Source organism: Streptococcus sanguinis (assembly GCF_003943735.1).
GTDB classification, from domain to species: Bacteria; Bacillota; Bacilli; order Lactobacillales; family Streptococcaceae; genus Streptococcus; species Streptococcus sanguinis_E.
Genome location: NZ_RJMV01000008.1, coordinates 78,851 through 87,081, shown reverse-complemented (window position 1 = coordinate 87,081; position 8,231 = coordinate 78,851). Strand labels below are relative to the sequence as shown.

3 protein-coding genes and 1 pseudogene are annotated in these 8,231 nt (G+C 35.7%); all 4 read left to right on the top strand.

Annotated elements, in window-relative coordinates; translation table 11 throughout:
• The coding region (locus D8877_RS08970; RefSeq protein WP_048769920.1) for an ATP-binding cassette domain-containing protein at positions 1-756 on the top strand (756 nt) is incomplete at its 5' end.
• Between the two features lie 247 nt (positions 757-1,003).
• Positions 1,004-1,273: pseudogene (locus D8877_RS08965) on the top strand (phage tail tip lysozyme); the annotation flags it as partial.
• A 245-nt stretch (positions 1,274-1,518) separates the two neighbouring features.
• Complete coding sequence (locus tag D8877_RS08960) at positions 1,519-1,929, top strand: thrombospondin type 3 repeat-containing protein (protein ID WP_000387515.1); 411 nt, start codon at positions 1,519-1,521, stop codon at positions 1,927-1,929.
• A 47-nt stretch (positions 1,930-1,976) separates the two neighbouring features.
• Positions 1,977-8,195 carry a helicase-like domain-containing protein gene (locus tag D8877_RS08955; protein ID WP_185760209.1) on the top strand — a complete coding sequence of 2,073 codons (6,219 nt, stop codon included), beginning with the start codon at positions 1,977-1,979 and terminating at the stop codon, positions 8,193-8,195.
• Positions 8,196-8,231 lie beyond the last annotated feature (36 nt).

The window sequence follows — 8,231 nt, the reverse complement described above, 5'->3', positions numbered from 1 at the left end:
ATTGTAGATAGAGTTTTTTTGATTAAAGATGGGGAAATACAAAAGGAATATACTCAAATAGATTTTATGAAAATACCGTCTGAAAAGCTAAAGAAGTTAGGTTTAAGAAATAAGAATAGAGTAAAACTTACAGTACCCGAAAATGAAAATAAGGGAAATTTAGAAGTAAAAAACATTGAATTTAAGTTTAATGGCATAGATAAAAAATTGCATTTAAAAGACCTCTCTTTTGAAATGGGAAAAATTTACGGCATAGTAGGAACAAACGGACTTGGTAAATCCACTTTGCTCAGATGCCTTATAGGCTTAGAAAGAAAATCGAAGGATGAAATCTATTTGGACGGCAAAAGACTTTCAAAATCAGATAGGCTAAAAATATCATCCCTTGTAATGCAGGATGTTAATCATCAGCTTTTTACCGATTCTATTGCAAGTGAAGTAGGTCTTGGAATAAAAAATATTGAAAGTAGTTATGTTGAAAATATTCTGAAAAAACTTGATTTATATGAATCAAAAGATCGTCATCCAATGAGCTTGTCAGGTGGACAAAAGCAAAGGGTAGCAATTGCATCTGTACTATGTAAAAAATCTAAACTTATGTTTTTTGATGAGCCTACTAGTGGAATGGATTATTGCAATATGATGAACATATCCCATCTGATCAACGAATGTAAAAGCGATAAGAAAATAATATTCATTGTTTCACATGACCAAGAATTTTTAAATTCGATAGCTGACAATGTTATATATTTGTAAATATCCATAGTGATACTCATATTTGAAAAATCAAAATAAAGGAGATTTAAAGATGTAAGGAGATAAAAATATGAAATATCATGACATGATAATAGAAAATATAAGTGTATGTGAATTTCTTTTATCGTGTGAAAGTAAGATATTTTGTTTAGGAAAATTTTTATGCGTTATTAAATAATATAATAGAAAAAGAATACATTTCTAAAAGAGGACTTTTTACGCCAAAGTGTAGAAGTCCTCCTTTTTTATTATCACTAACGGAAAAGGAGAGAATGGGAGTCGTTTAACCTTATATTCCATTCATAATGGCCGTGCGATTGAGGGGACAAGAGTTCTAACGGGTGATGTTATCGGTGAAACACCAGATAATACAGGTTTGAAAGTTTCTTATCAAAAGTATAAGAACAAGAAAGAAAAATTGGTGTATGTCAATCTTCAATTTTATTTCCCAAAAGTCATTCAACTTCAGACTACTATTTTACCAGCAATTAGTCAGTTTGGTGGGGATGAGTTTGAATGAGCAAAACATATTTATGAGTTTTTGAAATCTCAAGGGCCAAGCGGTGGTAGACACCAGAATAAACCGACTGACTAGGTGGCTTACAGGTTCTGTAAGTCGTCTTTTTTACTTTAATAGTAATGTTTTACATTTTAAGGAGAACGCAGTTTTGGCTCGTTCTCTTTTTTTGTTGTGATACTTCTTTCAAGGAATATTTGATAGGATTGGAGTGAAAAAAGATTAACTAGGAAAGAAGGAAGTATATGGAAGCCATTTATCAACGTGATTCGGATCAAGATGGACTAACTGATGCTCAAGAATTGACGCTAGGAACCAATCCTCTTAGCGCAGATTCTGATGGTGATGGTCGTTCAGATTTAGTAGAAGTAGAAGAAGGAACCAATCCCTTAGAAAAGGATTTACAAGACATGGGCCAAACAAGTATAACTGAACCGTCTTCAGTATTTATGGAAATGAAACAAAAGATTTCAGATATGATGGAGAGTCACTACAAGGAATTTATACAGGCTCTGATTAGTATTGAAACAGGGATTGAAAACCAACAAGACCTAGAAGACTTATATACTTACTACATGAGAACAGATGCCGTTTCTCTTTTGTCTAGTGATTTAGAAACCAGTCCTCAAGAGGTTGAAATGGAGATAGAGTTGTAGGGGAATCATGTGATTCTCCTATTTTCGTATAGATGAAAGGAGCGAGTATGGAAGTAATGCAATTATTGGCTATGTTTCGTGGAACAATTCCAAAAGATAGGGAGAAAATGGGCCTATTTCTTCGTTATCAAGCGCAACATTTTGATGAGAAATGGCAAGACTTGGTAGAGAGTTTTTTGGCTGAAGAGGGCAAGATAAAAGAGATACCTCATGTCTATTCATTTCATCAAGATATTATTTCTTTCCTAGAGGCCAGTTCTGAAAATAATGACCAAGATCTAGAAAGTTACACAAGAAATTTTGGACAAGCAGGTCTAGATAAATTATCTCAATTAAGCAATTGGGAGAAAAACTTGGTGCTAGAAGTCGCAACCTATAACCTTTCCACTCGATTTCACATCCAATCTGGAAAAGAGAAGTTAGAACCATTAAGTGAGCTTGTATTTCATCAAAATCAGGATGTCAATTTAGTCAATGTCTATCGGGTTGCGAATAATCTATCTGACCGTATTAGTAGAGATATAGAGGAATTTCTTCTAATGGTTGACTCAAAAGAGCTTAAAAAAGAAGTTATTGAGATTCATTTTGAAGAAAAAGAGGGAGATGTTCTAGCTTATTTGGGTTCAGAATTGATGGCTACTTTAGATACCGTGACGGATCTTGTCCATCATGAAGAAAACTACACACAACTCCCACTGACACAAAAGCTGAAGATTATTACTCATTTTGATGAAGTAAAGGCTATAAGAAAAAAGTCTAATCAAGTAGAGGAATCTTTGTCTCCTTCAAGTGATGTTGAACAGGAAACGGAAGAAACGAACTCTTTTTCTAATGTCGATAAAATTGTAGAAGAAGCTTTGAGGAAATATCCAATCGGTTCACAAGTAAGTTATAAAGGACAAGTATTTCAGTTGGTTTCGATTGAAAATGCACAGTTAAATAACTTAGTTCGCCTAGAGCTATTCAATGATTCCAACCAGTTATTTGAAGAAAGTCCTATCTTATACTTGAACAGTTTAGAAGAGATTGAACAAGTATTGTCTATCGTAGAACTTGAAAAAGAAGATTCAGAGATTGAGATTGATTCATCAAGTGAAAATCAGGAAATAGATTTGTTTTCCTACCTGGAAGAAGAAAAGGAAAAAGATAAGGAAACAGAATCAACACCACTTATTTCAAGTGTAGAAGAGTTGGATATTCCTGTTCAAGATTTTGTTTTTCCAGATGATTTAGAGGACTTTTATCCTAAGACAAATCGAGAAAAAATTGAAACGAATATCGCCGCAATTGAACTTGTTAAAAGATTAGAAAAAGAGAGACGACAAGCAAATCCAGAAGAACAAGAACTACTAGCCAAGTATGTCGGATGGGGTGGCCTTGCCAATGAATTTTTTGATGAACTCAATCCAAAGTATGAAACAGAACGTTTAACTCTTAAGAGTTTAGTAAGTAAATCAGAATACTCCACTATGAAACAAAGTTCTCTCACAGCCTATTATACAGACCCAATGATTATTCGCCAGATTTGGCAAAAGTTACTGGATGATGGTTTTGAGGGAGGAAGGATATTAGATCCTTCTATGGGAACTGGGAACTTCTTTGCGGCTATGCCTAGAAGTATACGAGATAAATCAGAACTCTATGGGGTTGAATTAGACAGTGTGACAGGCGCAATCGCAAAACAACTCCACCCCAATACCCATATTGAAGTGCGAGGATTTGAAGAAGTTCCCTATCAAAATAATAGTTTTGATTTAGTCTTAACGAATGTTCCTTTTGGAAATTTTCGCATTGCCGATAAAAACTATGATAAACCTTATATGATTCACGACTACTTTGTCAAACACTCACTTGATTTAGTAAGAGACGGAGGACAAGTGTCGATTATCTCATCTATTGGCACAATGGATAAGCGGACAGATAATGTCTTACAAGAGATTAAATCCAACACTCATTTTTTAGGGGGAGTTCGGTTGCCAGATACGGCTTTTAAAAAGATTGCAGGTACCCGAGTGACTACAGATCTCCTCTTCTTTCAAAAGGACCAAGCAAAGAATCTTAATGAAGAGGAACTTGTTTTTAATGGTTCTATTCCCTTTGAGGAGGATAAGCGTGTCTGGATCAATCCATATTTTGATGGGAAATACAATACACAAGTTTTGGGTGAATATGAGGTACGTAATTTTAATGGAGGTACTCTCAATGTTAAGGGGGTATCAGAAACATTAGCTACTGACATAATGAAAGCATTAGAGAATGTGGAAGCACTTAAACAAATTGACAATTCTTTGAAAGCACCTGTTTTTATCCAAGAAGAAGTGGATAATTCTATCCCAAGTCGTATACGTGAGGACTTAGCGCTCTATTCTTTTGGATACGAGGGAAATCAAATTTATTACCGAGATACGCATGGCATTCGGAACAGTTCAAAAGTAGACGAAATTAGTTATTATGTAGATGAGAATGGAGATTTTAAAGCTTGGGACAGTTCTTTGTCTGAACATAAAATAGATCGATTTGTGCAACTTCATTTGACAGATGAGGAAGCACTAGATGTTTACAAGTCAGAAGAAGCGAGTAAAAGAGGGAAATATAAGGGACTGTTCAAAAAAACTGTCTTTTATGAAAGTCCCTTATCGGATAAGGATATTGGTCGCATTAAGGGCATGGTTGATTTGAGAGAGACCTATCAATCCTTAATTGAAATTCAACGTCATCAAGATTATAGTCGGACAGATTTTCAGGTATTACTTAGTAAACTCAATCGTGACTATGACCGCTTTGTAAGTCAATTTGGATACTTGAATGCCTCCGTTAATCGGAACTTATTTGATAGTGACGATAAGTATTCTTTACTAGCAAGTTTAGAAGATGAATACATTGATTCTAAAGATCAGAAAGTAAAATATAAAAAATCTTTAGCCTTTGAGAAAGCATTGGTTAGGCCAGAGAGAGTGATTGCAAGAGTTTCAACTGCTCTAGATGCCTTAAACTCTAGTTTATCGGATGGTAGAGGGGTTGATTTAGACTATATGGTATCAATTTATCCCGAACATAGCCAAGCTGCTATTTTAGATGAGTTAGGTGACCAGATTTTAATAGATCCCGAAAGATATTTAAGAGGAGAAAGAAAATATCTTTCTAAGAACCAGTTTTTGTCAGGAGATATTCTCAACAAGATAGAAGTAGTTCAACTATTAGTGGAGGAAAACAACCAAGAATATGATTGGAACCACGCTTTAGATTTGTTAGAATCTGTTCGCCCTCCGCGGATTCATCTGGCAGATATTGAGTTCAAAATAGGGTCACGTTGGATCCCTCAATCCGTTTATGGTAAATTTGCCTTTGAATGTTTTACCAATCGTGAATTTGAATTGTCTTCGCCTGATGTAGAACAAGTCATTGAAGTGAATCCTGTTGATGGGCAGGTTCATTTAAGGACATCATTTGCTTATCGCTATCCAAGTGCCAAAGATAGTAGTCTTGGAGTCAGTGGGTCACGTTATGATACAGGAAGAAAGATTTTTGAGAATTTACTTAATTCGAACCAACCTACTATTACCATGACTATTACGGAAGGAGAAAAGAAAAAGACCATCACAGATTTGGAAAAAACTTCTGTTCTAAGAGCGAAAGAGCAGCATTTACAAGAGCTCTTTCAAGAATTTGTCTCACGGTATCCAGAAGTCCAACAAGTCATTGAGGAAAGCTATAATCGTCTTTATAATCGAACAGTTAGTCGAGAGTATGACGGTAGCCATCTAGTCATTGATGGCTTGGCACAAAACATCAGCCTTCGCCCTCATCAAGAGAATGCCATTCAAAGAATCGTAGAAGAAAAAAGAGCTTTATTAGCTCATGAGGTAGGTTCAGGAAAGACCTTGACCATGCTTGGTGCTGGGTTTAAATTAAAGGAGTTGGGGATGGTTCATAAGCCCTTGTATGTGGTGCCCTCTAGTTTGTCTGCTCAATTTGGCCAAGAGATCATGAAATTTTTCCCTACTAAAAAGGTCTTTGTGACTACTAAGAAAGATTTTGTGAAGGCGAGAAGAAAACAATTTGTGTCACGTATTATTACAGGAGATTACGATGCCATTGTCATTGGGGATTCTCAATTTGAAAAAATCCCTGTCAGTAAAGAAAGACAGATGAACTATATTGAGGATAAACTCAATGAACTACGAGAGATTAAAACACATTCTGAAAACAAGTATACCGTTAAAGAAGCGGAGCAATCAATAAGTGGTCTAGAGAAACAATTGGAAGAACTCCAACGCTTTAATCGTGATAGTTTTATTGATTTTGAGAACTTAGGAATTGATTTTCTCTTTGTGGATGAAGCACATCACTTTAAAAATATTCGTCCAATTACTGGACTTGGGAATGTAGCAGGGATTACTAATACAACTTCTAAGAAGAATGTGGATATGGAGATGAAGGTTCGACAGATTCAGGAAGAACATGATTTTAAAAATATTGTCTTTGCGACAGGAACACCTGTTTCCAATTCTATTAGTGAGTTGTATACTATGATGAACTACATTCAACCGGATATCTTAAAACGCTATCAAGTTGATTATTTTGACTCTTGGGTAGGTGCTTTTGGAGAAATTCAAAACTCTATGGAATTAGCTCCTACAGGGGATAAGTACCAACCTAAGAAACGATTTAAAAAGTTTGTCAATCTACCTGAGTTGATGAAAATCTATAAAGAAACAGCCGACATTCAAACACAAGATATGTTGGATTTACCTGTTCCAGAAGCTCATATTATCCCTATTGAGAGTGAGTTAACTGAAAACCAGAAACTCTATCTAGAAGAATTGGTTATGAGGTCAGATATGGTCAAATGTGGAACAGTTGATCCGAGTCAGGATAACATGTTAAAAATTACGGGTGAGGCACGAAAACTAGCAATTGATATGCGTTTATTGGACTCTAGTTATAGTCTAGCAGATAATCATAAACTGCTTCAGGTAGTGGATAATGTTGAAAGAATTTATCGTGAGGGAATGGAAAATAAGGCTACTCAGATGATTTTTTCAGATATTGGCACACCTAAGAAAAAAGATAATGGCTTTGATGTTTATTCTGAGATTAAGGCTTTATTAGTTGATAGAGGAGTCCCTAGTAAGGAAATTGCCTTTGTACATGATGCCAATAGTGATGAAAAGAAGAATAGTTTGTCTCGAAAGGTCAATGCAGGAGAGGTGCGGATTCTCCTTGCCTCAACTGAAAAAGGAGGAACAGGTTTAAATGTTCAGAGCAAGATGAAAGCAGTTCATCATCTGGATGTACCGTGGAGACCAAGTGACATTCAGCAGCGCAATGGACGGATTATCCGACAGGGAAATGAAAACAAGGAAGTGGATATTTACCACTATATTACCAAAGGTTCGTTTGATAATTATCTATGGGCAACTCAGGAGAACAAACTCCGTTATATTAAGCAAATTATGACTTCTAAGGAGCCGATTCGTGCTGCAGAAGACATTGATGAGCAGACTATGACAGCTTCTGATTTTAAGGCACTAGCAACAGGTAATCCTTATCTCAAATATAAGATGGAACTAGAGAATGATCTAACTCTATTAGAAAATCAAAGACGCGCCTTTCAACGCAGCAAGGATCACTATCGTCATACAATCTCTTACTGTGAAGAAAATATGCCTATTCTTGAGAAACGATTAAGCAAATATGAAGGAGACATTCAACAGTCTGAAATGTCGAAAGACCAGGCATTTTCTATGACGGTAGGTAAGCAAGCTTTTGATCAACGATCTGAAGCAGGGGAATCCCTACACCGTCTTATCCGTCATAATCAAGCTGACAGCAAAGAATTCCGTACCCTGGCAAGTTATCGAGGATTTGACATTAAAATGCTTAGTCTTCCAACAAATCAACCTCTTCCTGAAACCTTCTCTGTTAAGATTGTAGGAGAAAATCAATATTCTGTCAGTTTAGATTTGTATTCTCCTTTGGGGACAATTCAAAGGCTCCAACATACGATTGATCATATTAAAGAGGACCAAGTGAAAACTCAGAACTTATTAGATGAATTAAAGGATAAATGGACTACTGCTGAGGTAGAAATTGAGAAAAATTTTCCAAAGGAAGAGGATTATCAAACTAAAAAGGCCGAATACGATGTACTCGCGCCATTGATTGAAACAGAAACGGATTTAGATATTATAGATCAAGCCTTAAGACAATTCCATGAAAAAGGAAACGAAAAACAGGAACAACTTTCTTTTGAATTGGATTAAAAAATAGATACAAATAGCGGACAAGAAATGAAAAGC